This is a genomic window from Opitutus terrae PB90-1, from assembly GCF_000019965.1.
Lineage (GTDB): Bacteria > Verrucomicrobiota > Verrucomicrobiia > Opitutales > Opitutaceae > Opitutus > Opitutus terrae.
This window is the reverse complement of record NC_010571.1, coordinates 475,894-500,810: the sequence shown is the minus strand read 5'-3', so window position 1 is coordinate 500,810 and position 24,917 is coordinate 475,894. Positions and strand designations below refer to the sequence as shown.

Annotated in this window: 29 protein-coding genes; all 29 read left to right on the top strand. The window is 65.3% G+C overall.

Features of this window, described 5'->3' with window-relative positions:
- The 29 genes from fliF (at window position 1) to flgA (ending at window position 24,917) form a co-directional block, all read left to right on the top strand.
- Window positions 1-1,593, top strand: a complete 1,593-nt coding sequence (gene fliF, locus OTER_RS02135) for a flagellar basal-body MS-ring/collar protein FliF (RefSeq protein ID WP_012373252.1) — start codon at window positions 1-3, stop codon at window positions 1,591-1,593.
- Between the two features lie 18 nt (window positions 1,594-1,611).
- Window positions 1,612-2,631 carry a flagellar motor switch protein FliG gene (gene fliG, locus OTER_RS02130; protein WP_012373251.1) on the top strand — a complete coding sequence of 340 codons (1,020 nt, stop codon included), beginning with the start codon at window positions 1,612-1,614 and terminating at the stop codon, window positions 2,629-2,631.
- Window positions 2,632-2,643: 12 nt separating this feature from the next.
- A complete protein-coding gene (locus OTER_RS26070; protein ID WP_012373250.1) occupies window positions 2,644-2,808 on the top strand; it encodes a hypothetical protein in 165 nt (54 codons plus the stop codon).
- A 2-nt stretch (window positions 2,809-2,810) separates the two neighbouring features.
- Complete coding sequence (locus tag OTER_RS02125) at window positions 2,811-3,392, top strand: FliH/SctL family protein (protein ID WP_012373249.1); 582 nt, start codon at window positions 2,811-2,813, stop codon at window positions 3,390-3,392.
- On the top strand, window positions 3,389-3,634 hold the full coding sequence (locus OTER_RS02120) for a hypothetical protein (protein ID WP_012373248.1): 246 nt from the start codon (window positions 3,389-3,391) through the stop codon (window positions 3,632-3,634). Before OTER_RS02125 ends, OTER_RS02120 begins: the two co-directional genes overlap by 4 nt.
- Before the next feature lie 5 nt (window positions 3,635-3,639).
- Window positions 3,640-4,965: a FliI/YscN family ATPase gene (locus OTER_RS02115; protein ID WP_012373247.1), complete on the top strand. Its 1,326-nt coding sequence runs from the start codon at window positions 3,640-3,642 to the stop codon at window positions 4,963-4,965.
- Complete coding sequence (locus tag OTER_RS02110; RefSeq protein WP_012373246.1) at window positions 4,962-5,417, top strand: flagellar export protein FliJ; 456 nt, start codon at window positions 4,962-4,964, stop codon at window positions 5,415-5,417. The genes OTER_RS02115 and OTER_RS02110 overlap by 4 nt, the downstream gene beginning before the upstream one ends.
- A complete protein-coding gene (locus OTER_RS02105) occupies window positions 5,414-6,031 on the top strand; it encodes a MotE family protein (RefSeq protein WP_012373245.1) in 618 nt (205 codons plus the stop codon). The genes OTER_RS02110 and OTER_RS02105 overlap by 4 nt, the downstream gene beginning before the upstream one ends.
- Before the next feature lie 753 nt (window positions 6,032-6,784).
- Window positions 6,785-8,200 carry a hypothetical protein gene (locus tag OTER_RS25640; protein WP_148217976.1) on the top strand — a complete coding sequence of 472 codons (1,416 nt, stop codon included), beginning with the start codon at window positions 6,785-6,787 and terminating at the stop codon, window positions 8,198-8,200.
- Window positions 8,201-8,206: 6 nt separating this feature from the next.
- Window positions 8,207-8,674 carry a flagellar hook capping FlgD N-terminal domain-containing protein gene (locus OTER_RS02090; protein ID WP_012373243.1) on the top strand — a complete coding sequence of 156 codons (468 nt, stop codon included), beginning with the start codon at window positions 8,207-8,209 and terminating at the stop codon, window positions 8,672-8,674.
- 18 nt (window positions 8,675-8,692) lie between these two features.
- Window positions 8,693-9,631, top strand: a complete 939-nt coding sequence (locus OTER_RS02085) for a flagellar hook-basal body protein (RefSeq protein ID WP_012373242.1) — start codon at window positions 8,693-8,695, stop codon at window positions 9,629-9,631.
- 105 nt (window positions 9,632-9,736) lie between these two features.
- Window positions 9,737-10,339, top strand: coding sequence for a flagellar basal body-associated FliL family protein (locus tag OTER_RS02080; RefSeq protein WP_012373241.1), 603 nt, complete (start codon window positions 9,737-9,739; stop codon window positions 10,337-10,339).
- Complete coding sequence (locus tag OTER_RS02075; protein ID WP_012373240.1) at window positions 10,339-11,394, top strand: flagellar motor switch protein FliM; 1,056 nt, start codon at window positions 10,339-10,341, stop codon at window positions 11,392-11,394. The genes OTER_RS02080 and OTER_RS02075 overlap by 1 nt, the downstream gene beginning before the upstream one ends.
- Complete coding sequence (gene fliN / locus OTER_RS02070; protein ID WP_012373239.1) at window positions 11,375-11,629, top strand: flagellar motor switch protein FliN; 255 nt, start codon at window positions 11,375-11,377, stop codon at window positions 11,627-11,629. Before OTER_RS02075 ends, fliN begins: the two co-directional genes overlap by 20 nt.
- Window positions 11,626-12,069, top strand: coding sequence for a flagellar biosynthetic protein FliO (locus tag OTER_RS02065; protein ID WP_012373238.1), 444 nt, complete (start codon window positions 11,626-11,628; stop codon window positions 12,067-12,069). Before fliN ends, OTER_RS02065 begins: the two co-directional genes overlap by 4 nt.
- Window positions 12,066-12,974, top strand: coding sequence for a flagellar type III secretion system pore protein FliP (gene fliP, locus OTER_RS02060; RefSeq protein WP_012373237.1), 909 nt, complete (start codon window positions 12,066-12,068; stop codon window positions 12,972-12,974). The genes OTER_RS02065 and fliP overlap by 4 nt, the downstream gene beginning before the upstream one ends.
- Before the next feature lie 106 nt (window positions 12,975-13,080).
- A complete protein-coding gene (locus tag OTER_RS02055) occupies window positions 13,081-13,350 on the top strand; it encodes a flagellar biosynthetic protein FliQ (protein ID WP_012373236.1) in 270 nt (89 codons plus the stop codon).
- Between the two features lie 73 nt (window positions 13,351-13,423).
- Entirely contained in the window at window positions 13,424-14,173 is a 750-nt protein-coding gene (locus tag OTER_RS02050; RefSeq protein WP_012373235.1) for a flagellar biosynthetic protein FliR, read from the top strand.
- 204 nt (window positions 14,174-14,377) lie between these two features.
- A complete protein-coding gene (locus OTER_RS02045; protein WP_012373234.1) occupies window positions 14,378-15,481 on the top strand; it encodes an EscU/YscU/HrcU family type III secretion system export apparatus switch protein in 1,104 nt (367 codons plus the stop codon).
- Window positions 15,482-15,525: 44 nt separating this feature from the next.
- Window positions 15,526-17,664: a flagellar biosynthesis protein FlhA gene (gene flhA / locus OTER_RS02040; RefSeq protein ID WP_012373233.1), complete on the top strand. Its 2,139-nt coding sequence runs from the start codon at window positions 15,526-15,528 to the stop codon at window positions 17,662-17,664.
- A gap of 17 nt (window positions 17,665-17,681) precedes the next feature.
- Window positions 17,682-18,779, top strand: coding sequence for a flagellar GTP-binding protein (locus OTER_RS02035; protein WP_148217975.1), 1,098 nt, complete (start codon window positions 17,682-17,684; stop codon window positions 18,777-18,779).
- Window positions 18,780-18,939: 160 nt separating this feature from the next.
- Complete coding sequence (locus OTER_RS02030) at window positions 18,940-19,197, top strand: hypothetical protein (RefSeq protein WP_012373231.1); 258 nt, start codon at window positions 18,940-18,942, stop codon at window positions 19,195-19,197.
- Window positions 19,198-19,217: 20 nt separating this feature from the next.
- Window positions 19,218-20,006 (top strand): sigma-70 family RNA polymerase sigma factor, encoded by a 789-nt coding sequence (locus OTER_RS02025; protein ID WP_012373230.1) that lies wholly within the window; start codon window positions 19,218-19,220, stop codon window positions 20,004-20,006.
- Window positions 20,007-20,099: 93 nt separating this feature from the next.
- Window positions 20,100-20,963: a motility-associated protein gene (locus tag OTER_RS02020; protein WP_012373229.1), complete on the top strand. Its 864-nt coding sequence runs from the start codon at window positions 20,100-20,102 to the stop codon at window positions 20,961-20,963.
- Between the two features lie 109 nt (window positions 20,964-21,072).
- Window positions 21,073-21,873 carry a flagellar motor protein MotB gene (locus tag OTER_RS02015; RefSeq protein WP_012373228.1) on the top strand — a complete coding sequence of 267 codons (801 nt, stop codon included), beginning with the start codon at window positions 21,073-21,075 and terminating at the stop codon, window positions 21,871-21,873.
- Entirely contained in the window at window positions 21,870-22,115 is a 246-nt protein-coding gene (locus tag OTER_RS02010) for a hypothetical protein (protein WP_012373227.1), read from the top strand. Before OTER_RS02015 ends, OTER_RS02010 begins: the two co-directional genes overlap by 4 nt.
- A gap of 364 nt (window positions 22,116-22,479) precedes the next feature.
- A complete protein-coding gene (locus OTER_RS02005; RefSeq protein WP_012373226.1) occupies window positions 22,480-23,229 on the top strand; it encodes a flagellar hook-basal body protein in 750 nt (249 codons plus the stop codon).
- A 198-nt stretch (window positions 23,230-23,427) separates the two neighbouring features.
- On the top strand, window positions 23,428-24,213 hold the full coding sequence (gene flgG / locus OTER_RS02000; protein WP_012373225.1) for a flagellar basal-body rod protein FlgG: 786 nt from the start codon (window positions 23,428-23,430) through the stop codon (window positions 24,211-24,213).
- 2 nt (window positions 24,214-24,215) lie between these two features.
- Window positions 24,216-24,917 (top strand): flagellar basal body P-ring formation chaperone FlgA, encoded by a 702-nt coding sequence (gene flgA, locus OTER_RS01995; protein WP_012373224.1) that lies wholly within the window; start codon window positions 24,216-24,218, stop codon window positions 24,915-24,917.

Below are 24,917 nucleotides of genomic sequence, written 5' to 3'. Positions count from 1 at the left end.
ATGAAGAAATTTCTGCAATCCCTCCTCGAGCTTTGGAAACAGCTCGGACTCAACCAACGAGTTTCGTTGGTCGTCGCCGCGCTCGCGGTCGTCGCCGGTCTGATCACGGTCGTCCTGTGGTCCCGCCGGCCCGACTACCAGCTGCTCTACGCGCGGCTCAGCGAGAAGGACGCCGCATCGATCATCGGCCAGCTGCAGACGCAGAACATTCCGCACATCGTGACCGCCGGCGGCACCGCCGTGCAGGTTCCCTCCGATCAGGTCTACAAGCTCCGGATGGATCTCGCCTCGAAAGGCCTGCCGAGCGGCGATGGCGTGGGGTTCGAGATTTTCGACAAGGGGCAGTTCGGCTTGTCCGATTTCGTGCAGCGCACGAACTACCTCCGGGCTGTCCAAGGCGAACTCGCCCGGACCATCATGCAGCTGCAGGGCGTGCGTGCCGCCCGCGTGATGATCGTCCAACCGGAAAACCGGCTGCTGCTCACGGATCAAAGCGTCAAATCCACCGCTTCCGTCTTCGTCGATGTGGGTGGCAAGCGGCTCGAAACCGACCAGGTGAACGCGATCCGCCACCTCGTCGCCAACGCGGTGCAGGGGCTCGCCCCGGATCAGGTCGCGGTCGTCGACAACCGCGGCCATGTGCTTTCCGAGGAGCTGAAACAGGATCCCACGCTCGGCACGGCTTCGTCGCAGATCCGCTATCGCCAGCAGGTCGAGGACTATTTCGCCAAGAAGGTCGAGACGATGCTCGCCGCCGTGATCGGCCCCGGCAATGCCGTCGTCCGCGTATCCGCGGAAATCGACACGGAGGCCGTCGCCATCACGGAGGAACGCTTCGATCCCGAGGGCCAGGTGGTGCGGACCCAGACCGTGACCGAGGACACTTCCTCTTCGGCCGAGTCGCGCTCGGCGGGTGGCGTCGTGGGCGTGAGCGCGAATGTGCCCGAGAAGAACCCTGGCACGGAGGCCGCGCGCCCCGTCTCGAACACCGAGCAAAGCCGGAAGAATCGCTCCACGACTTACGAAATCAACCGGACGACGCTCAACACGACGCGCAATCCGGGCAGCGTCAAAAATCTCACGGCGGCGGTGTTCGTCGCGCCGCGCCTGGCCGCGCCCGCCGCCGCCGGGGCCGCGCCGGGCGAACCGCAGCGGCGCAGCGCGGAAGAGCTCAACGCCCTCCGCCAGCTCGTGGTCAACGCCCTCGGCCTCAAGATCCCCGCCGGCCAGTCGCTCGACACCGTGGTTTCGCTGCAGGAAACGCCCTTCCAGAGCGCCGAGGAAATTCCGGCCCAGATCGCGGCGATCGAGCAGGAGAACCGCTGGCAGGGTTGGATCGAGGCGGGCAGCCGATGGATCGCCGTGGTCGCCGCGGCCGCGGTGTTCCTCGTGTTCTGGCGGATGCTGCGCCGGCAGAAGCCCGAGCCGGTGCCGATTGAAGTTCTCTCCCTCTCTCCGGAAGCGGCCACGCGTTCGCTTCCCACGTCCAACGGCGTCACCCCCGATCTGCTCAACGAGTTGATCCGCCAGAAACCCGCCAACATCGGCGTCGCCCTGCGCGACTGGGTGTCGGCGAGTTCGACGAAAAACTAAGGTCGACCGGTTCGTCCCATGCCTGACCTCGATTTCGTCAAAGCCAACCGCCAGCAGAAGCTCGCGATTTTCCTCGTGGTCATCGGCCCCGAGGCGGCGGCGAACATTCTCAAGCATTTTGAAGAGCCCGAGATTGAGCTGCTCTGCCGCGAGATGTCGCAGCTCACGATGATCCCCGAGGCCATGCAGAAGCAGGCGCTCGAGGAGTTCGCGGGACTGATCGCCGCCAGTCACAGCTCCGCATTGGGCGGTCTGGATTACGCGCAGCGCACGCTCGAAATCGCGAAAGGCGACTACAAGGCTTCCGCCATCATCTCCCGCGTCGGACCGGTGGGCACGTCGGTCGACGTGATCCGCGAGATCAGCGATATGGAGGGCCGGCAGATTTTCAACCTGATCAAGAACGAACAGCCGCAGACGATCGCGTTTGTGCTCTCGTATCTCGACGGGCACAAGGCCGCGGAGGTGTTCGGCTTGCTCGGGCCCGATCTGCGCGAGGAAGTGATCGAGCGGCTCGGCACCATCGAGTCCACCTCACTCGATCTCGTCGGCAAGATCGCCCGCAGCCTCGGCAAACATTTCGACACGAAAGCGCGGCCGTCCTTCCACCGCAGCGGCGGCGTGCGCGCCGTCGCCGATTTGCTGAATCAGCTCGAAAAGGACATGAGCAAGACGCTCCTGACGCGGCTCGAGGAGCGCAATGCCCAGCTGGGCGCCGCCATTCGCAAGAAGCTGTTCAGCTTCGAGGATCTGGGCCGCCTGTTGCCGGCGGACCTGCAGCGCGTGCTGCGCGAAGTGGATTCTTCGAGCCTGGCGGTCGCGATGAAATCCGCGAGCGAGAGCCTGCGCGACAAGTTCTACGCGGCGATCTCGAAGCGCGCGGGCGAAAGCCTTCGCGAGGAAATCGAAATGCTCGGGCCCGTCCGGCTCAAGGACGTCGAGGCCGCTCAGGATGCCATCATCCAGGTGGTTCGCCGGCTCGAGGAAGAAGGGCAGATCACGCTCGATGCCGATGCGAGCGAGAGCCTCGTCACGTAACTTTCCCCTCCCATGCTTCAACTCACGATCCGCTGCCAACTCCGTCACGAGCATCGCCGGCTGAGTCGCTGCACGCTGCCGAAGCTGCCGATGCAGCGGCTCACGGATCGTTCGCGCCCGCCGTCCGGGCCCGAGCGGACGCTGGCGCGATTGGCCCGGTTGCGGAGCGACGCCTGATCATGGCCTTCACCAAGCTCATCGCTTTCGATCGTCCGATGACCGCCGTATCCGCGCCGGGCCTAACCGGACGCACCTTCACCGAGGCGGAACTCGCGGCCGCGACCGAGACCGCTTACCGGCGCGGAATCGACGACGCGCGCCGGCTCGCAGATCAGCAGATCGTCGAGTTCCGGGCGGACGTTGGGCAACTCCATGACAACCTGCTGAAGCGGTTGCCCAGTCTCGAGCCACTCTTCCTCGGTCAGATTCGTGACGCGCTGCCGGGACTCGCGATCGAAATCGCGCGGCGGCTGCTCGCCGGCTACGAACCGCCACCCGAGGTGATCTCGCGGTTGTGCGAAGAAGCCGTCACGGCGCTGTTCCCGGAACGCGACAATCTCGAGCTGGTGGTGAGCGCGCACGATGCGGAGGTGCTTGCGAAACTCACGCCGAATTGGATGGAGCGCTATCCGGGCTTGCGCGTGAGCGTCGAGCCGTCGTTCCTGCCGGGCGATTGCCAGGTGCGCAGCCGTTTCGGAATTACCGACGCCCGGCAGCAGGTGAAAATCGACGCGCTGGCCAACAGCTTGTCCGCCGCATGAGCGCATTCACGCCAACTCCGCTGAATTGCGCCGTGGCCGGTCCGGTCTCCGCGCTGGAGCACTCGGCGCTGCGCCAGTGGTTCGCCAGCCTTGGAGCCGTCGGCACCCGGAGCGTCACGGGTCGCGCCGCGGAGAAAGACACCGCGGCCGTGATCGCTCTTTCCACTCCGTCGGAGCAGTCCGCAATTTCCCCGAGTCCGGCGGCCCACGACGACGATTCGTCGCCCGCGCCCGCCGCGTAACCGCCATGTCCACCCTGTCGATTGCCCCGCTGGTCGAGACGCTCCGCACGCAAGTGCGGCATCTCCCGCCCGTGCAACGACTGGGGGCGGTTACCGGCGTGGCGGGGCTGATCATCGAATCGGATGGCCCCAATGTCGGGCTTGGCGAGCTCTGCCTCGTGCGCTCACCGCGTTCGGAGTTCACGGTGCGCGCGGAAGTCGTCGGCTTCCGTGAACACCGCGTGCTGCTCATGCCGCTTGGCGATGCGACGGGCCTGCACGTCGGCTGCGAGGTGGCGGCCTGTGATCGCCCGCCGCTGCCGAAGCCGGGCCCGGAGATGCTCGGCCGCGTGCTCGATGCGCTGGGTCGTCCGTACGACGGCTTGGGCATGCTCCCGGTCGATCGCTCCGTGGGTCGCGATGCCACGCCGCCGCACCCGCTGCGACGCCAGCGGATTCATCATTCGTTTCAGACCGGCGTCCGCGCGCTCGACGCGTTCACGCCCTTCGGCCGCGGCCAGCGCCTCGGCCTTTTCGCCGGCTCCGGCGTCGGCAAATCCACGCTCATGGGCATGATCGCCCGCGGCTCGGAAGCCGACGTGGTGGTGGTGGCGCTGGTGGGCGAACGTGGTCGCGAGGTGCGCGAGTTCATCGAAAAAGATCTCGGGCCCGAAGGCTTGAAGCGGGCCATCGTCGTCGTGGCGACGTCCGATACGCCGGCGCCGCTGCGGTTGCGCGCGGCCTTCACGGCCACGGCCATCGCCGAAGCCTGGCGCGCCGAGGGCAAGAACGTCCTGTTCATGATGGACTCGGTCACGCGGTTTGCGATGGCGCAACGCGAGATCGGCCTGGCCGTGGGCGAACCCGCCGCGACGCGGGGCTACACGCCCTCGGTGTTTGCGTTGTTGCCGCGGCTGCTGGAGCGAACGGGTGCGGGCGAATTGGGCGCGATCACCGCGCTCTACACCGTGCTCGTCGAAGGCGACGACATGAACGAGCCGGTGGCCGACGCCGTGCGCGGTATTCTCGACGGCCACGTGGTGCTGTCCCGCGCGCTGGCGCATTTCAACCACTATCCCGCCATCGACGTGCTCGAAAGCGTTAGCCGGTTGATCCGCGACGTGTGCACGCCGGACGAGGTGGCACTGGCCGCGAAAGCGCGGGAGCATCTCGCGCTGTATCGCAAGAACGAGGATCTCATTTCCATCGGTGCCTATCAAAAGGGCGCCAACGCCGCGCTCGACCGCGCCATCGCCCTCCACGAACCGCTGCGCGGGTTTCTGCGCCAGCCGATCGAGGAGCACACGCCGCGGGAGCAGAGCTTTCAACTCCTGAAGAAAATTCTCACATGAAACGATTCCGTTTCGCCCTTCGTCCAGTCGCCGTCCTGCGGGCCCACCGCGACAGCCGGGCCCGGGAAGCCTTCGCCTCCGCCGTGCACCTTTACGTTCAGGCGGAAGAGGAGCTCAACCGCACGCGCGTCCGGATGCGCGCGCTGGAAGGTGCCCTCTTCGCCGGGCGCCAGCAGACGTTCCGCGCCGCTGAAGCGGCCCTGCTGCTCGCCGATTATCAACGCGAGTGCGAGGCCGAGGTCGAGGCCGAACGCCGGGTGAATGCCGCGCGCGAGGAAATGCATCGCCGACGCGACGAATATCTCGAGGCCCACCGTCAACTGGAGGTGGTCCAGCGTCTCGAGGAAAAGGCCCGGGCCAAGCACCGGCACGAGGCCGACAAGGAAGAGCAGGCCGAGGCGGATGATTTCGCCAGTCACCGCCGGATCCGGCCGATGAGTATACCGGTATGAAGGTCCTGCGAAATCCCTTCCTCACCGCCGCGGTGGGCCTGCTGCTCGCCGTCGGGATCGGCGTGGCCACGTTCTGGCGCGCGGGCGCCGTCGTGCTCGCGCGCGTGGCGGAGCTGCGCGAGAAGGCCGCCAGCACCGCACCGAAGAAGGAAAAAGGCTGGGATTTCTGGACGATCGAAATCGAGAATCTTTCCAACGAACTCAAGGAGGAGCGCGCACGCCTCCGCAAGGAAGGGGAACTGCTCGACCAGCGCGCCGCGCGACTCGCGGCCGAGGAGCGCGAGCTCGCCACCATCCGCGCCGAGATTGAGGGCCTGCGCAAGGAGATCGCCGACAAGGTGATTCAGATCCGCGACGATGAGGCAAAGAACCTCCGCGGCCTTGCCCAAACCTACGGTAACCTCACGCCGCGCGCCGCGGTCGCCATCATCCGCGAACTCGATGACGTCACGGCCACCAAAATTCTGTTCCTCATGAAGCCCGACGTCGTCGGCCCCATCTTTGAAGAGATGAGCAAGACGACGGGCACCGACGGCACTCCATTGTCCCGTCGGGCCGCGATCCTTTCCGAGAAACTCCGGCTGATGAAAGCCAAGAAAGCCGGCAGCACCTAAAACCTCTTCGCCGCGCCACGGACCGGCGCGGTTTCGCATCCACGGAGGGTCTTCCCATGCATGCAACTCTCCGCCTCCTCCACTCTCCTCGATCTTCTCGCCGCTCCGCCCGCCGCTCCAGGCGGGCAGCCAGCGCTTCCGCCTGCCGGCCTTCCTGCCGACGCTAACGCGGCTGCAGGAAATTTTAGCGCGGTGTTGTCGGCGCAAACGAAGTCAGCCGCGTCAGCGGCCGCGACGACGGAGAACCCGCGCGGCACGCCGGCGACGGTTGGCGCGAACGCGAACAACGTTCCAGCGCCGGCGTCGGGCGAAGTCATGCCGCCTCCGCTCGACGCACTCGTGACGCCGAGTTCGGCTCCGATGCCGCCCGACCAGAGCGTACCGCTTTCCGCCTCCGATTCTGCAGCGCAGACCGGGCCGTCGGCCTCGGCGAATACGGACAACGGTCCCAGCTCGGCGACCTCGGCCGCCGCGGCTGCGTCAGTACGGGCGGCGAAGGAGGTCGCAGCGGTCGCCGCAGACGCGACGACGCCATTGCCCGCGCACCGCTCGCCCGCGCCTGGGGTGGCCGCACAACCGGCCCGTCCACAAAGAAGCGCTACCGCGTCGACGACCGTGGGTGCTTTGACAAGTACCCGTGGCGCGGCGGCTCCAACCGAAACACCCTCTGCTTCCGCCACGCCTGCGGAGGTCAGCCCTCAAGTTGCCGCCGAGATTACCGCCGCGTGGCTTGCGGCGAACGGCCCAAGCGTGGTGGTCGCCAGTCCTGCGGGTGAGTTGATCATGGTGGATGTCTCGCTCAGCGCCGGGGAGGGTGAGGGGAGCTCCATGTCGGGCGAGGTCGACGCGACCGCCGCTTCGCAAACGATGGCGGCGAGCGTGTCTCTACTTGCGGGCAACGTTCCGACGCTGTCTCGGCAGGCGCCGAAATCCGACCTAGCCGATGTTTCGAGTTCCATGCCACCTGCGCCGGGCAGCACGACGGCCGTTTCGAACGACCTCGCACAGTCGCCAGTGAGCAGGGCGTCGGGCCGCGAATCGACGGTGCCGAACGACCGCTTGCCCAACCATGGGCCGAGCCCTGCGCCGAGCGCCGATGTGTCGTCGCCCGCTATCGCCTCGCAGGGGACGCCGGCAGCGATGGTGTCTTCGACTGCCAACGCGGCGGCGTTTGATGCGCCCGGGGTGAGCTTGAGGGGGACAGCAACGAATCCAACCCCCGACTACGCGTCGCTGCCGAATCCCGAACGTGCGCGGGATGGGGTGCCCACCGCTGCCACCGTGCTGGATGCTGCATCCTCCAGCGACCGCGCGACGCTGACCGCGAGCGGTCGAGCTCCGATGGGCCTCGACGGGACCGTTTCGCAGCCCACGGCAGGGGGCCTGACGTCCTCTCTTCCGCAGCCCTATCGCGGCGCGGAAAAAATTGCCGGTACGCCCGATCGCGACGCGAGTGGATCGCTCTCAGTTTCAAGCGGGAAACAAAAAAACGTCCTAGCTGCTTCGGTCGAGTCACTTACCAATCGTTCTGCAGCCTTTGGCATCAACGCTGCTAAACCCCAGGCTCGCATGCCCGCGCTCGCGCATCCCACCCCGTCAGTCTTCGCCGAGAACGACTCGATGTCGTTCGCGGCGGCGCCGCTGACGTTCGATAGCCTGGTGCAGGACGCGGCGGAAACGACAGCTCACTCCCTCACGAGCTCGGCGCGCCGGGCGGTGGACTCGGCAATGGCGGTCGTGGATCATTTTGCCCACGGCACGCAGCGCGGGGTGAACCTGCAGTTCTCCATTTCGGGTGTCGACGTCGCCGTGCGGGTCGAGATGCGCCCTGACGGCGTGCACACAACTTTTCGCACTGATTCTCCGGAGCTGTGCAACGCGCTCGCGCAGGAATGGCAGAGCGTCGTCAACACGCAGCCCACCGATCGGTCACAGCGACTGGCGGACCCGGTCTTCACTTCAACTTCGGCCGGCGGTCCCGCGTCTGGAGAGCATGGTGCGTCCCAACAGCGCGAATCAGGAACGCCCCAGAGCCAGTGGGAAAAGGCGACCGCATTCGCCCCGCCGGCCGTCGCTCGCGCCCGGACCGACGCGCCGCTCACCGCTGCTGCGGCTGGACCGCGGCACGCGCCGCACGGCACCGCGCGGCACCTCTCCGTTCTCGCCTGAACTCCTATGCAAGTCACCTCCGCCACATCCACTGAACGAACGTATGCTGCCGCCACGGAGGGTAACAGCGGCACCAACACGCCGGCGCCCAAAAAGACGACGCTGGATCAAAACGATTTTCTGAAGCTGCTGACCGTGCAGTTCCAGCAGCAGGACCCGATGAGCCCGATGGAAGACACGGAGTTCATCGCGCAAATGGCCCAGTTTACCGCGCTGGATCAATCCAAAGCGTTGCTCACGCAGATGAAGCAATTCAGCACGATGCAGGACGCCGCCACGGCCAACAGCTACATCGGCCGCCAGGTGACGTTTGCCGACGAGAATGGCGCGACGGCCACCGGCGTCGTTTCCGGCGTCGAGATCACCGATGGCGCCCCGCGGCTGGTGGTCGGCGATCTGACCTATGCGCTTTCTGCGGTGCGGCTCGTCGAGCCGGCGCCCACCCCTTCCGATAGCACGACCACGAATCCGTAACCTTCAACTCAACCGACTATGCCTCTCATCGGCACTCTTACCTCAGGCGTCAGCGCCGTCCGTACTTTCAGCAAGGGCTTGGAAGTGATCGGCTCCAATATCGCGAACGTCAATACGACGGCCTACAAGAGCTCGTCGGCGACCTACGGCGACACCTTCAGCAACACGCTGCGCGCGGCGACCGCCACGGATTCGGCCGTTCAGATCGGCACGGGCGTGCAGGTGGCCGGGATCAGTACGAACTTCACGCAGGGCCCCCTGGTCGCCACCGGCAACAACAACGATCTCGGCATCTCCGGCCGCGGTTATTTCGTCGTGCAGGACGCGACCGGCAACCAGTTTGCCACGCGCGACGGCTCGTTCCATTTCGATACCGGTGGCTATCTGAAAAATGTGCAGGGCTACAACGTGCTCAACGACATGGGACAGCCCGTCCAGGTGAGCGGACTGAAGAAGACCTACGATGCCACCGGTGTTCACGATGGTTACGAGCCCGCTCCGTATTCCGAGCTCGCTTCCGTGAGCATCGGCAGCGATGGCACGATCACCGCGTACGCGACGGACGGCACGTCCGTGCTCTATGGACGTACGTACGACCTCGCCGACACCTCCGTGCCGCCTGCTCCCGATCCGGTATTGGATCCCGCCAATCCGGCGGTGAACCCGACGCGCTCGATCGGAGTGATGTCGGTTTCGGACGAGTCGCGGCTGATGCGCCAGGCGAACAACCTCTATAACTTCTCGGCGACCGGTTCCACGGTGGCGGACAACATGGAGGTCCCGGGGGTCAACGGCACCGGCAAGATTCAGACCGGCGTCCTCGAGCAGTCGAACGTCGACCTGACCGACCAGTTTTCGAACCTCATCACGACGCAACGCAGCTTCCAGGCCGGCTCCCGGCTGATCACCGTGTCCGACTCGGTGCTGGAAGACATCGTCAACCTGAAGCGCAGCTAAGCTGGTTGAGAGTTGAGAGGGGAGAGTTGAGAGCGCGCGTTCGGCGGCGATCAACTCCCGACCTCCGGACTCTCAACCCTCAGCTCTCAACCCTCAACTTATCTGATGGCCAAAGCCGCTCCCACTCCTGCCGCTGCCGCGCCTGGCGGGGCACCCGCGCCCGCGGCGTCGGCGCCAGCCGCACCCGCGCTCTCCGCCGCCGCGCCGTCCGCGGCCGGCGGACTCAAAGCCTGGCTGCCGGCGATTGCGACGGTCGTGCTTGCGCCGGTGTGTACCTGGGCGGTCTGTCAGTTCGTGCTGATTCCCCAGCTCGAGAAGAAACTCGGCGCCGCGCCGGTGGCCGAACAGGTGGCGACGGAGGAAGGCCACGGCGAGGGGGGCGCGCACGGCAAAAACGGCAAGGACTCGGCGCCGAATTACGAGTTCCAAAACATGGTGGTCAACCTCTCGGGCACCATGGGCACGCGCTATCTCAAGACGAGCTTCCTCGTCACCGGCAGCGATCCGGAGATCAAGTCGGTCTTCGAGACGAACAAGGCGCGGCTGACTGACGTGACGCTCAACGTGCTGTCGTCGCTCTCGCTCGCCGATCTCGAAGAGCCGGGCGCCAAGAACGTGCTGCGCGAGAAGCTGGTTTCCGCTTACAACCAGGCGCTCGGCCGCAAGGTCGCCGAGCAGGTGTATTTTTCGGACTTCGTGGTGCAGTAATGGCCGACGATCCCTCCAACTCCACCGGCAGCATTCTCGATCAATCCGAGATCGATAAGCTGCTCGCGCAGGAAATGGCGGTTGCCCCGCCGAAGCAGTTCCTGCTCCGCCCCGAGGGCGCGCGCGGGCCCACGCCGGTCCTGAAGGTTGAGCCTTACGATTTCCGCAATCCGGTTTTCCTGTCCGAGGTGGAGCTGCGCCGGCTGCGGCTGCTGCACGAAGATTTCATCCGCTATCTCGCCGCGCGACTCTCGCTCTATCTGCGGATGGAGCTGGGGCTGAAGATGGCGAAGCTGACCACCGCCACCTACGCCAAGTTCACGGACTCGTTGCCGAGTCCGACGCACCTGTGCCTCTTCAAGGTCGAGCCGCTCATCGGCGTCGGGATTCTCGACATCAATCCGCGTCTCGCGCTCACCATCGCCGACCGGCTGCTCGGCGGCCGTGGCCATTCCGTCAAAGCCGAGCGCTATCTCACCGAAATCGAAATCGCGCTGCTGGAGGACGTGGTGAACATCGTCCTCGAAGAATGGTGTACGCAGTGGAAAACCGAGCAGGAGCTGCGGCCGCAGATCATCGGCCATGAAAACAACGGCCGGTTCCTGCAGACTTCGCCCAAGGACGCGATCGTCCTGATCCTCACGCTCGAGGCCAACTTCGGCGATTGCTCCGAGCAGATCCAGATCGGCGTGCCGTATTACACCATCGAGCCGGTGGTGAAAAAAATGCAGGCGCGCCGGCAGAAGGACACCGCCGTCTCCACCACCGCCAAGAAGGCGGAGTGGCAGGCCGCCTACGAGCACATCAAGGTGCCGGTGCGGGCCGAGTGGTCGGCGATGGACATCAGCCTGCGCGAGGTGGTCAGTCTCCGCGTCGGGGACGTGTTCGAACTGCCCGCTTCCATTTTTCACGAAACCCGCGTGCTGCTGAACAACGTGCCCAAGTTTGTTGGCACGGTCGGCCTCGACAGCGATCGCGTGGCCGTGCAGCTCACGCGCAAAACCGTCCCGGGTCCTGCGAACCCGCTCAAATCCGATGGAAGAAAAAGCCCTTGATATCGTGCTCGACGTGAAGGTGAAGGTCACCGTCCAGCTCGGTTCCGTCCAGTTGCCGATGCGGGAGGTGCTCGAACTCTCACCCGGCTCGGTCGTGCAGCTCACGCAGCACGCGAGCGATCCGGTCGGCTTGTTCGTGAACGACCAGCTCGTGGCCTACGGCGAGGTGGTGGTCGTCGAAGACAACTTCGGCATCAAGATCACGGAGCTCGTCGGGAGCGAGAAGGCGCCGTGAGGCTTCTCCCGCAGCGATCGCGCTCCTGCTGGCGGTCGGGCTTCGCCGCATGCGCGCTGGCTCTTGCCTTCGGCGCGTCAGGGGCGTTGGCCGCGCCCGCGAATCAGGACGAGATCATCACGCCCAAAAGCTCGGCCCAGCAGGCGGCCTCACCGGCGCGCGGCAGCGGCATGGGCGCGCTCACCGCCTTCGCGGCGGTCGCCCTGGCGGCGACAGGCGGCTGGATGCTGTGGCGCGGCAAGGGCACTCCGTTCACCGGGCTGCGCACGGCGCCCCGGCAGCTCGCCATCGAGGAGACGCGTTCGCTCGGTGCCCGCCAATACCTCGTGGTCGCGACTTATCAGGATCGCAAATATCTGCTCGGCGTCTGCCCGGGCCGGATCGATCTGCTCGCGCCGCTCAACGATTCCACTCCACCGGTCGACCGGCCGCGCTCATGAACGCGCTGAACTCGAGCCGGGGAGAGCAGGCGTCCCGCTCTCGCTGCAACGCATCGGGGTTGCGGGCCATTTTCGCGCTCGCGTTCGTGCTCATGGGCTTCGTGCTCGGGCCGACCGTGGCCGCGCAGACGCCGCCAGCCGTGGTTTTCCCGACCACCCCCGCGGCGGCACCCGCCAACCCCGCGGCCAGTCCCGCGACCACGCCGGGGGCGACCAGCACGACCAACAAGGATCCGCTGCGGCTCTCCATCGGCCTCGAGGGCACCAACCAGCAGGGGCAGGTGAGCGTGGCGGTGCAGATCGTCCTCGTGATGACGCTGCTTTCCGTGGCGCCGTCGATCGTACTGCTGATGACGACGTTCACCCGGCTCGTGATCGTACTCGGGTTCGTGCGTACCGCGCTCGGCACGCCGAGCGCGCCATCGAACCAAATCGTCATCGGCCTCGCGCTCTTCCTCACGTTCTTCCTCATGGGCCCGGTGTTCGATCGCGTGAACCAAGAGGCGTTGCGACCGTACCTGGACGGACAGATCACTGCGACGCAGGCGCTCGATCATGCGACAGTGCCGTTGAAGGAGTTCATGCTGAAACAGACCCGCACCCGGGACATCGAGTATTTCCTCCAGCTCGGCGGGTTCGGCCCGACGGCGGTGAAAGATCTCCCGATTCGCGTCGTCATCCCGGCGTTTGTGATCAGCGAACTCCAGACAGCGTTTCAGATGGGCTTCCTGCTTTTCCTGCCGTTCCTCGTGATCGACTTCCTCGTGGCGTCGGTGCTGATGGCGATGGGCATGATGATGATGCCGCCCGTCACCGTCGCGCTGCCGCTGAAACTGCTGCTGTTCGTGCTCGTCGACGGCTGGCATCTCGTCGTCCGTTCGCTCGTCCAGAGCTTCGTTACCTGAACAGGTTGAGAGCTGTGGTGGGAGACCGATCACCCGACACGATTCCGTCCCACTCACGCTGCTTTCACCGCTCAACTCTCAACACCCAACTCTCAACCCTCGGCGTATGAATCCCGAACTCGCGATCGATTTTTTCAAGACCACGGTCGTCTTCGCGCTCTACATCGCCGCGCCTTTCCTGCTGCTGACGCTGGTGATTGGCTTGGTGACGAGCTTGCTGCAATCCATCACCAGTCTGCAGGAGCAGACGCTGACGTTTATCCCGAAGCTGATCGGCATCGGAGGATTGCTGCTGATCCTTACGCCGTGGCTGCTGCGATCGCTCTCCGAATTCGCGATCACGATGATCAGCCGGATGGGCACGCTCGGGCATTGAGCGGGCGGCTGGCAGCGGGCTCGCCGGCTGCTGCTGCCCTCGCATGGCCCGTTGTCCGCGCTCACTTCACACGATGACTCTCGGATTTCTCGTCACCTGGATGATGGTGTTCCTGCGGACGCTGGGTGTGATCCTCCAGCTGCCGTTGGTGGCGGGACGGCCGATTCCGGTGATGGCGCGGTTGGGCATCTGCGTGTGCATCGCGTCGCTGCTCGCGGGCGTCGTGCCCGAATCCAGCGTGCCGGCGACCCTTTGGGGGCTGCTCGCTGCGACGGCCGGGGAAATTCTGGTGGGCCTCGCGCTCGGTTTCATGGTGCGCCTGGCGTTCGCCGCGGTGGAAATGGCGGGGCGCATCCTTTCGTCGGAGATTGGCATCACGATGGGCGGGGGTATGGGCGTGCCGGAGCCGGCCACGGAACCGATGACCGCGCTCATCAGCACCTTCGCGGTCGTGCTCTTTTTCGCGTTCGGCGGCCATCTCATGATGCTCTCGGGCCTGGCCCGCAGCTTCGTGCTGGCGCCCGCCGGCCAGCCGATGCTCGCGCCGTCCGCCAGCGATCTCCTCATCAACGCCACCTCGCATCTCATCGAAGTCGGGGTGCGAATCGCCGCGCCGTTCATCGCGATGAACTTTCTCGTACTGCTGACGTTTTCCGTGCTCGGGCGCGTGCTGCCGAAAATGAATGTTTTCATTGTCAGCTTCTCGATGCGGCTGATCGCCGGCTTCACGCTGCTCGCCTCGGGCGGCACGCTGATCGCGCGCTACCTTTACTTGGAATTCGACGACACCCCGGTGCGCATGCTGCAGTTGTTCGCTCGCTGAGTCGGCTCCGTCCCTGGCGCGAATGCAGTCGCGCGGCAGCGGAGGCAGGATGCCGGCAAAAATTGCCTGCCGGATTTCGTTTTGCGGCGCGGCCGCGACGGAGCGTCCGGCCTCGATGGAGTTTTAAGTTTAATTTGTTGGTGGTGAGTGGCTAAAATCCGAAAATAACCCCTTGGCATTACCGCTGCTCAAGGCCCGTCGCGCATGGCCGAGCACGACCAAGACCAAAAAACCGAGCAGCCGTCCGAAAAGAAGCTCTCCGAGGCGATGGATCGCGGCCAGTTTGCGCGCTCGCCGGAGCTCGCGGTGCTCTTTCTGCTGGTCGCGGTGTTGGCGGCGCTGAGCTTCAGCGTACGCGAGGCCTCGCGCGAGGTCGCCACCTATGCGGCTTCATTGTTTTCACGGTTCGGCTCGATGAAGGTCGAGCACGACACCATCCGCGCCTATTTTGGCGAGGCGATGCTCACCAGCGGCACCGCGCTTGCGCCACTGCTGCTCGCCTGCGTCGTCGCCGCGTTGCTGGCGGGCGGGGTGCAGAGCGGTTTCCGGCTCACGCCTGAAGCGTTCGGCTTCAAGCCCGAGCGGCTCAACCCGGTCGAGGGGTTCAAGCGGGTCTTCAACAAATCCGCACTCGTGCGCGCCGGCGTCGATCTCCTCAAGCTGGTGGCCCTGGGCGCCGCGCTCTACCTCGGCGCGCGGGGCTTGATGATGGACCCGCTCTTCAGCGCGCCCGTCGAAGCGGCCTACCTGGGGCAGTTTCTCACCGACGCCACCTATGTGTTTCTCTCCCGGCTGATCCTCGCCCTCGGAGTCATCACGGCCATCAGCTACTCCTACGAAAAGTTCAAGACGCACCGCGATCTGATGATGACCCGGCAGGAGCTGAAGGATGAGCACAAGAACCAGGAGGGCAGTTCGCAGGCGAAGATGGCGATGCGCCGCATGGCCCGCCGGCTCACGCAGCGGCAGATGATGTCCGCGGTCCCGACGGCGGACGTGGTCGTGACCAACCCGACGCACTTCGCCGTGGCGCTGAAGTACGAGCGCGGCAAGGACGCGGCGCCGGTCGTGCTCGCCAAGGGCGAGAACCGTTTTGCCCAGCGCATCAAGGCCATCGCCGCCGAACACGGCGTGCCCATGGTCGAGAACAAGCCGGTCGCGCGCCTGCTTTTCTCGATGGGCAAGGTCGGCGAGGCGATCCCGCCCGAGCTCTACCAGGCGGTGGCGAGCATCCTCGCCGTCGTGTATCGCACGCATCGTTACTATTTCCACCGGCTCAAGGCCCGCCGGCTTGAGGCCGCCCTCTGAACGTGCCCACCCCCGCTCCAGCTTCGACCCCGTTCAACGCGCTCATGAAGCGCGCCGATCTGGTTTTGACGGCCGGTCTGTTCATCACCGTCCTGCTGCTGATCCTGCCGATCCCGACGGTGCTGCTGGATTTCTTTTTCGCGCTGAACATCGGGCTCTCGATGCTGGTGCTGCTGGCGATCATCTACATCAAGGACCCGCCCGAGTTCTCGAGCTTTCCGACCTTGCTGCTGGCGCTGACGCTCTTCCGGCTTGCGCTCAACATCAGCTCGACCCGGCTCGTGCTCGTCAAAGGCTACGCCGGCCAGGTCATCGACGCGTTTGGCCACTTCGTCATTCAGGGCAATTACATCGTCGGTGCGGTCGTATTCCTCATTCTCGTGGTGATCAATTTCGTGGTCATCACCAAGGGCGCGGGTCGTATCGCCGAGGTCAGCGCGCGGTTCACGCTCGATGCGCTGCCCGGCAAGCAGATGGCGATCGATGCCGAGCTCAACGCCGGCATCATCGACGAAGTCCAGGCCACCGCGCGCCGTGTCAAGGTGCAGAAAGAAGCCGACTTCTACGGCGCGATGGACGGCGCCTCGAAGTTCGTACGCGGCGATGCGATTGCCGGCATCATCATCACGCTGGTCAACGTCATCGGCGGTTTCGCCATTGGCGTGCTGCAGATGGGTCTTTCCCTTGGCGAATCGCTGCAGAAATTCACGCTGCTGTCCATCGGTGACGGCCTGGTGTCCCAGATTCCCTCGCTCGTGCTGTCGGTCGCGGCGGGTGTCCTCGTTACTCGCGCCTCGGAGAACAACAACCTCGGTCACCAACTCGCCGGCCAGATGTTCCGGTATCCGCGCGCGATGAAAATCGCCGCCGGCATGCTGATGTGCTTCGGCATCATGCCGGGCATGCCGCTGCTGCCGTTCGCCGGGCTCGCGGCTTTCTCGTGGTTCCTCGGCAAGATGCTGAAGGATCAGGAAGACAAGACCGGGCACGCGCTCGGCGCCGAGGCCGCCGCGGCTGAGAAGGCCGCTGCCGGCAAGAGCGCGGGCAAAGGTGCGGCGGGCGGCGCCGCCGGCGCCGCCGCGCCCGCCAGCGGTCCCACCGAGGATGTGCGCAAGCTCATCGAAGTGGATGTCTTCGCGATCGAGCTGGGCTATGGACTGCTGAATCTCGCCAACGCCAAGGCCGGCGGCGATCTGCTCGCTCGCGTCACGGGCGTGCGGAAGACGCTCGCCCGCGAAAAGGGCATCGTGGTGCCGCCAGTGGCGGTCCGCGACAATCTCGAGCTCGAGCCCAACGACTATCGTTTCCTGCTCCGCGGCAAGGCGCTCGCGCGCGGTCAGCTGCATCCGAACCGCTGGCTCGCGATGAACGTCGCCGCCAGCAAGGTCCGGTTGCGCGGCGTGCCCACGCACGAACCCGTTTTCAACCTGGAGGCGACCTGGATCGACGAGCCCGAGAAAAAGACGGCTGAGATCAACGGCTACACCGTGGTCGATCCCGCATCCGTGCTCATCACCCACCTCTCCGAGACGCTGAAAGCCAACGCCCATCACCTGCTCGGCCGGCAGGAGGTGCAGTCGCTCGTCGACTTCCTCAAGCAGACGCAGCCGGCCCTCGTCGCTGAGCTCTTGCCTGATCTCGTCACGCTCGGCATTATCCAGCGCGTCCTGCAGAACCTCCTCCGCGAAAACATTTCCATCGTCAACCTGCCGCTCATCCTCGAGGGCATTGGCGATTTTGCTTCGCTCTCCAAGAACCCGGACGACCTCAGCGAACTCATTCGCCGGCGGCTCGGGCTGTATTTTGTTCCCGAATTCGAAGTGCGGCCCGGCGTGGTGCGTGCCGTCACGGTCGATCCGCGGTTCGAACAGTGGCTCGGCACGAAGGTGCAGCGCTCACCGACCGAAGTGGGCCTGGCGCTGGATCCCGCGACCACCCGGCACGTGCTGGACGAGCTCAACCGCCGCATCGCCGAGCTCACCGCGCAGGGCCATCCCACGGTCCTCGTGGTGTCGAGCGAAGTGCGGCTGCCGCTCAAGCGTTTCTTCGAGTCCTCCTTCCCGCGGCTCACGGTGCTGGCGTTCCAGGAGCTGCCGGCCGCCACCGAAATCGAAAACGCCGGGATCGTGCCCGTGCCGGCGCACCTCGCGCGCACGGAGACGCCACTTAAAGCCGCCGCGTGATCCCCATGTCGACCACGATGCCCCCTCTCGCTCCAGGTGCCTACAAATTCACGGTCCGCTCCGCCGAGGAAGCGGTGGCGTTGATCCGCGAAAAGCTCGGGCCCGAGGCGCGCGTGCTCTCCGTCCGCTCGGTCGAACCGAAGGGCTTGCGCAAGCTCTTCAGCTCGCCGCAGCTCGAGGTGATTGCGCAGATCGACGCCCCCGCCGCCGAAGCCGCCGCGCCGCGCCTGAATCAGGGGGTCGACGAGCCGGTCGACCAGGACCTCGATGAATCGTTTACCGCCGTCTCCTCCGAGCCGGCGGAGCCGGCAACGTCCGCGCCCGCAGCCGAACCGAGCCGCACGCCGCTCTCACGACCCGACATCCGGCACACGCCGGTCGGCATCGCCGACCTGCTGCGTCGCTCCGGTCTCACGGAAACGGCGCTCACGCGGCTGCAGTCGGGCGCTCACTGGCCCGAGATCGCGCGGCTGCCGTTGCATCGCGCGCTGGCGGAGACCTCCCGCTTGCTGCGCGAGCGCGCGGAAGCGCGTCCGGGACGCGCGCCACTTTCCCGCGCGGCGTTCCTCGGCACGGCGGGCGTCGGGCGCACCACCGCACTGTGCAAATGGCTTTCGACGGAAGTCTTCCGCCGCGCGCGCATCGGTCACGTGGTCACGATCGAGTTCGACCGTCCGAATCCGCTCGGGCCGCTGCCGGTGTTCGCCGAGGCGTTGGGCGTGCCGCTGGCGCATTTCCCCTGCGAAACGCAACCGGCGGTGCCCGGAGGTTTCGTGTATTTCGATCTGCCGAGCATCTCGCCGCGCCGCGCTTCGGACAACAAGGCGCTCGCCGAATGGCTGGACCGCGAGGCGATCGAGGAGCGCGTGCTCGTGCTGAACGCCGCCTACGATCGCGCCGCGATCCGCGCGGCCTACGCCGCCGGGCGCGACCTCGGCGCAACGCATCTGGTTTTCACGCACCTCGACGAGGTGCCGCAGTGGGGCAAACTCTGGGACTATCTCTTCGACGCCGAGCTCGAGCCGCTGTTTCTCGCCACGGGCCCGTCTCTCACGGGCGACTGCGAAGAGGATGTTTCCGGCGCCATCGCGCGGCGCACACTTCCGGAAAATTGATCGCATCCATGACGACCATTTCAAAACTTTGTGATTCGGCCGCCGACGCGCGCTCCGCGCGTTTCTTCTGCGGCGAATGCCTCCAAGCTCATGGTTCCGCGTCTAGCCGTCATGGCGACCGCCGTGGGCGGCTCGATGCTCCTTTCTCCTCTTCAGCGTCATGAAATTCGTCTTCCTCGCCGGCGGAGTCGCCGGGTTTCTCCTCGCCACCGCCGCTGGCTTTTGGGCCGGTCGCGCGGCCGACCGCATCCTGCTCGATGCGGCGGTGGGCTGTCTGGCGGGGGCGCTGCTTTTCCGCTGGTTCTGGACCGTGCTCGTCCGCGGCATTCGCGAAACCATTCTCGCCCGCCACGCGGCGAACACCGCGGCGGCCGCCGCCGCACCGGCCCCGACTCCTTCGACTCCCAAGACTAGGTAACCTGTTTGCTACCCCCTCCCATGAATTCGACCGTCGCTTCAGGCAAGGATGCCGCTCCCAAGACAGTCTGGCGCGCCTATCAAGGCGTTTCGCCCAGCAACGTCGATGAGAAGGATCTGATCGAGCGCCACCTCTACCTCGTCCGCAACGTAGTCGACCGGATCAAACTGAATCTGCCGACGCATATCGATGCTGACGACCTCTACAGCGTGGGCGTCACCGGCCTGATCGCGGCGGTCCGCAAGTTCGACCCGGAGCAGGGGTGCACCTTCGCCAGCTACGCCGCCATGCGTATCCGCGGCGCCGTGTTGGACGAGCTGCGGCGGATGGACTGGTGTCCGCGCCGCGCCCGCGCCCGCTCGCGCAAGCTCAAGGAGACCATCATTGAGGTGGAGCAGAAGCTCGGTCGCGCGGCGAGCGACGAGGAAATCTGTTCCGCCCTCGGGCTGACGCAGAAGGATTATGCGAAGTGGGTCGAGGATGCCCGGCCGGTGACCTTCCTCGCGATCGATCACCGCAACGAGAACGAGGATGGCGAAGGCGCTTCCCTGCACGAGTTGCTCAAGGACGAGACCGACGTCACCGGTCGCGAAAACCTCGAGAAGCGCGAGCTGCTGGAGCTTCTGACTCAACGAATCTCCGAATTGCCCGATATACCGAAGAAGATCCTCGCCATGTATTACTTCGAGAACATGCGCCTGGCGGAAATCGCGGCCGTTTTCAACCTCACGGAGTCGCGCATCTGCCAGATTCACGCTCAGACCATCCTCGGTCTGCGCGGCTACCTCGGCCGCGCGCGCAATCGCTAACCCGGCTCCGTGCAGAACATGGCTGCTTGCTCCCTCCGGCCGGTCACGACGCTGCGCGTGAACGCCACCTGCTAGGCGTCGGCCTTTCCTCGCATGCTCATCCTGATCGGAGGTTTGATCGTCTTCGCTTCGGCCATTGGCGGCTTCATGCTGGCCGGTGGCTCCCCCGTGCTGTTGCTGCACGCCTCCGAGTTCGTGGTCATCCTCGGCATCGCGGCCGGCGTGCTGGTCATCGCCAGCCCGGGGCACGTGCTCAAGCACATCGTCCACAAGGTCAAAGGCTGCATCGTCAGCCAGAATGCCGGACGTCAGGAATTCTTCGACCTGCTCAAGCTGCTCTACGAGATCTTCATGGTCGGCCGCCGCAACGGCCTGATCGCGCTCGAAGAACACGTGATGGAACCGGAAAAGAGTGTGATCTTCAAACGCTACCCCTCTGTCCTGAATCATGCGGACCGGCTGGAGTTCCTCGTCAACGGGCTGAAGCCGGTGATCGACGGCAAGATCAAGCCCGACCAGCTCGAGGAGCTCATGGAGGCCGAGATCGACGCCAAGTCCGAGGAGTGGGATCATCCCGTGCACGTGCTCCAGCTTGTCGGCGACTCGCTCCCCGGCATCGGCATCGTCGCGGCGGTGCTGGGTATCATCAATACCATGGCGGCCATTGCCGATGGTCCTGAGATGGTCGGCAAGAAGGTGGCCGCCGCGCTGACCGGCACGCTGCTGGGCATCTTCTTCGCCTACGGTTTCGTCAACCCTCTCGCCAACCGAATCAAATTCAACAATGCCGCGGACCTGCTGTGTCTGCGCTGCATCATGCAGGCGGTCGCCGGTTTCGCGAAAGGCCTGGCGCCGCTCACTGCGGTGGAAATCGCCCGTCGTTCGCTCGACAGCTCCGTGCAGCCGGGAGCGAACGAACTCGAGGTGGCGCTGAAGGCGCTGCCGCCGGTCAAATGAAGCCGATGAGGTTGAACGCTGAGAGTTCAGAGTTGGGAGACCGGACGGTACCTCGGTGCGCGCCGGCTTTTGCTCTCAACGCTCAACCCTCAACTCTCAACTAACACCCATGGCCCGCAAAAAAGCAGCAGCCGGCCACGGTGGCGCCTGGAAGGTGGCTTACGCGGACTTCGTCACCGCGATGATGGCCCTTTTCATGGTGCTGTGGATTTCGGCGCAGGATCAGAAAATCCTGATCGCCACGTCCCAGTATTTTCAGAACCCGTTTCAGGCGCCGATGCTGGCCGCGTCGGGCGTATTGCCGAGCAACAGTCAATCGTCGCGCTCGCAGGGGCCCGACAAGGGCGAGCGGCAACGAGCCAAACACAACCAGATGGAGATGGCGTTCCTGAACAGCGTCGCGTCGGACTTCTACAAGACGCTGCGGCTCGACCAGGACATCACTGACAAGCCGATCGAGATTCAGGTGACCGCGGACGGGCTGCGGCTGACGGTGTTCGATCGCGCCCGGAAACCGGTGTTCGTCGGCAACACCGCGGAATTCACGGAATGGGGGCGTTTCGTCATGCAGAATCTGTCGTGGACGGTCGATCGGCACAAATTTCGCGTCACCATCGACGGTCACACCAAAGCGCAGCTCGACCTGGGCCCCGGCGAATACACCCCGTGGGAGCTCTCCGCGGACCGCGCGAATGCCGCCCGTCGGGCCTTGGTGCACTACGCCGTGGATCCGGCGCTCATCGATCGCGTAACCGGTTATGCAGATACGCGGCCCGTCGAAGGCGAGAGCCCGGAGGCCGAATCGAATCAGCGGATCACGCTGAGTCTTTCCCTTGGCAAACGGCCGAGCGAACCCGCCCCAACGCAAAGCCCGTCGACCTCGTCAGCCCCGCCCGCGTCCGCCCCGTGAAATCTTTTCTCCAAGGCAAGAAGACCCTCTCCATCGCTTCGCTCCGGCCCATCGTGGCTGGCGTGCAGCCGGCCTCATCGTCGCCGACCCCCGTGGCGCGACCGACCTCCGCGGCCCATGCGAATCACGGGCAGCCAACGGTCGAGGTGGTCAAGGAAGGCGACAAGGTCGTCCGTCTCATCGTCGTGTGCGGCTGCGGCGAGCGCATCGAGATAGAGTGCTTGTACCCCGCGGGCGGATGAGCCGCGGCGGCTAGGTCGCCCTTCGTCGGCCAGGCGCGGTTTCGCCGCCGAGCGCTGATCCGCTGACAGCTCGCACGAGTGCTTTCCGTCGGCGTTTTAAGCGGAAGCTGCAGGATCGCTGCAGGAGGCGGCATGCAACGGAAGGGTGGCGCGACTTGCTCTCGTGTTTCGCGAGCCGTCCTTGCGGGAGCGCCCGGGGACGGTGACGCCGGCCGGGTGAGCCCTGGTGCAGATGGGTACGTGCGGGCAATTCCTGCCGTCCGGCCGGCCGGCAAGATTTGCCACCGCCCATCGGCGAGCGCTAGATTCTCTGATTATCAACTACTTGCGTGGTTGGCATCGGCTTTGCTTCCTGCGCTCGCCCATGAACATCGGTCTCTACCAGAGTGCATCCTCGCTGTCCGCGCTTGAGCGTTGGCAGGAGACCGTGGCGCAAAACATCACCTCGAGCCAGGTCACGGGTTATCGCAAGCGGACAATCAATTTCTCCACGCAGCCGGCCGGCGAATTGCAGTCCGATCCGCGGCGGCCGGTCGGCAGCGAGGCGGGCGTGCCCACGCTTTTCCCGAAGGTCAATTCCGGCATCAACTTCGTCAGCGGTGAGACCCAGCCGACGCGGCGCGATTTCGACGTGGCGATTCAGGGCGATGGTTTCTTCCAAGTCCGCCGCCCGGACGGCTCGTTCGCCTACACGCGCAATGGCGAGTTCCATGTTCGGGCCGACCGCACGCTCGTCACGGGGACCGGCGATGAGGTTCTTAATGCCGGCGGCGGTCCGATCACGTTCCTGCCGAACGGCGACCAGGTGGCGATCAATACCGACGGCAGCATTTTCCAAGGGGAGACTCCGGTCGCCAACATGTCGGTGCAGCGTTTTGCCGACAACGCGCAGCTGATCCCGATGCCGAACGGCTACTTCGTTCCGGCCGCCGGAATGGCGCCCGAAGCCGTGACCCAGCCCGAACTGCTGCAGGGCTATCTCGAAAACAGCAACGTCACTCCGCTGCGCGAGATGGTCGATCTCGTCATCATTTCCCGCGCCTACGAGGCGAACCAGCGGATGATCACCACGCTGGATCAGCAGATGCAGAAAGCGCTCGACATGCTCGGCTGACCTACCGCTCGCCCCAACGTCGCCCATGACTTCCCCAGACAGACAACCGCAATCACGACTACATGGCCGAGCCCGCTATGGGGGCGGGCCGGCCCCATTTCTTAATCCAGAGCCGAGGGGCATCAGCCCAGAGTCCGGCCGTGTCGCCGGGCGTCTGGCTCTCGGCTCTGGATTTCTGGCTTTCAACTCCAGCCTCCTATGAACCTCTCGCTCTACTCGGCCGCCACCGGCATGGAGGCGCAGCAGCTCAACCTCAACACGATCGCGAACAATCTCGCGAACGTGAATACGCCGGGCTTTAAGCGCAGCAAAATCGAGTTCCAGGACCTCCTTTATCAGAAGCCGACTCGCGCTTCGGGTACCGACTCGGGCGGCGGCAACATTGTCCCGACTGGCTTGGAGGTCGGCAACGGCTCGCGCGTCGCGGCCACGTCGAAGGTTTTCACGCAGGGGCAGCTCACGAGCACCGGCGAAAAGCTCGATCTCGCGATCCAGGGCGATGGGTTCTTCGAAATCCAGCGGCCGGACGGCACGTTTGCCTACACGCGCGACGGCTCGTTCAAGCTCAATGCCCAGGGTCAGGTGGTCACCATCGACGGCCTCCCGGTGCTCAGCGGTTTCCAGGCGATCCCGGCGGGCACGGAAGGCGTGGCGATTTCCGACAACGGTCAGGTCACGCTCACCGGCGCGAACGGCACGACCACTTTCCGGCTCTCGGTCACGCGCTTCGCTAACCCGTCCGGTCTGCGCAGCGTCGGCGGCAATCTTTACGAGGAAACCGCGGCCAGCGGCACGCCGGAGATCGGCCAGCCGGGCGAACAGGGCTACGGCCAGATCATGCAGGGCTATATCGAGTCCTCGAACGTCAACATCGTCGAGGAAATGGTGAACCTCATCGTCGCGCAGCGCGCCTACGAGATTAACTCCAAGTCGATCCAGACTTCGGACGAGATGCTCCAGAACGTCGCGCAGATGAAACGCTGACCATGCGCGCTCTTCGTTACCTCCTGCTGGTCGCCACGCTCTCGAGCCTCGCCGCCCGCGCCGTCGCCGAGCCCGCGCCGCTCACGCGCGAGCGGTTCGTCGCCTCGCTAGCGAGCGATCTCTCCAGCCACTTCAATCTCGAGGGCGATCTCCAACTCGACTTCATCCGCCCCTGGTCACCGCCGGCCCGGCTCGCCGAAATCTGGACAATCGAGATCACCGAATATCCGACGGTGCCGTCTGCCTCGATGCTCGTGCGTTGTCGCGTGCTGGCCGATAGCATCGCCGTCGCGGACGCGACGCTCGTGCTCCGCGCCGCCTTGTGGCGCGACGTCTGGGCGGCCCGCCAGCCTCTCGCCAAGGATTCGACCTTCGATCCCGCTGTGCTGGACACGCGCCGGGTTGATCTGCTGCGCGAGCGCGAGGCGCTCCCGGTCAATGTGGGGGATCGCAGCTACTCCTTCGCGCGCACCATCGGCTCCGGCCGGCTGCTGACCTGGCACGACATCGCGCGCCGTCCGCTCGTGCGCAAGGGCGATCTCGTGGAGGTTTCCGCCGTCGAGGGCCAGCTCCTGATCACCATGCAGGCCATGGCGATGGAGAACGGCTCGCAGGGCGAGACCGTCACGGTCCGCAATCCCGTTTCCCGCCGCGACTTTGCCGCGACGGTGGTCGACGAAAACCGCGTGCAGGTCCGCTTCTGA